The organism is Candidatus Methylomicrobium oryzae (assembly GCF_016745425.1).
GTDB lineage: Bacteria > Pseudomonadota > Gammaproteobacteria > Methylococcales > Methylomonadaceae > Methylomicrobium > Methylomicrobium oryzae.
Window position 1 is genome coordinate 1 of sequence record NZ_JAERVK010000059.1, and the last position, 712, is coordinate 712.

The following is a 712-nucleotide window of genomic DNA, read 5'->3' on the forward strand; positions in this document are numbered from 1 at the left end:
TCCATACCGGTACCTAGGCAAAACTTGCCAATTTTTTGTAGCGGGGGTCGCGCGTGCGGGCGTCTGCAATGACCCGGGCCGGCACCCCGGCGACGACGGCATAGTCGGGCACATCGCGGGTGACCACTGCACCCGCGCCGATCAAGGCGCCCTCGCCGATCGTGATTCCGCACAGGATGGTCGCGTTGCTGCCGATCGAAGCGCGGGCTTTGACCCGGGTTTTGACGACCGTCCAGTCGGCCTCGGTTTGCAAGCCGCCCTCCGGATTCACCGCGGAGGGGTAGATATCGTTGGTGAACATCACGCCATGGCCCACGAAGACCCCGTCCTCAATGTCCACCCCTTCGCAAATGAAGGTGTGGCTGGAGATTTTGCAGCGCGCTCCGACGGTCACGCCTTTCTGGATTTCGACGAAGGTCCCGATCTTGGAGCCTTCGCCGATCGTGCAACCGTAGAGGTTCACGAGCTGAGGATGGTAGATGGCAACCCCTTCGCCTAAAACGACGTTCTCTTTAATCATGCTGGTTCCCTCTTCGTGGACGGTTACTTTTTCCCGACGGTAAAACCGCCGGCGTCAAACGTTCATTTTCACTTCGCCGCCCGCCGGCCTAATTGGTTGCGAACAGCACATCGACCCAGTAATTGCTGGACTGATAGGTGCTGTTCGGAAAGCCGCCGCTGCCGTAGCGGTACACGCCATTGCCGCCGGCCT

At 60.3% G+C, this 712-nt stretch carries 2 protein-coding genes; both read right to left on the minus strand.

Translation table 11 applies throughout. The annotated features are described in order from the left end of the window. Window positions 1–13: 13 nt before the first annotated feature. Window positions 14–520, minus strand: coding sequence for an acyltransferase (locus JJL52_RS21115; protein WP_202054496.1), 507 nt, complete (start codon window positions 518–520; stop codon window positions 14–16). Window positions 521–608: 88 nt separating this feature from the next. Further along, window positions 609–712 (minus strand): DUF4082 domain-containing protein (locus tag JJL52_RS21895; protein WP_202054497.1); only part of this gene is annotated, 104 nt, incomplete at its 5' end.

What these genes read in the sequence shown, in the direction of transcription:
- JJL52_RS21115 (WP_202054496.1), bottom strand. Translation starts at nt 520, where the DNA reads ATGATTAAAGAGAACGTCGTTTTAGGCGAAGGGGTTGCCATCTACCAT.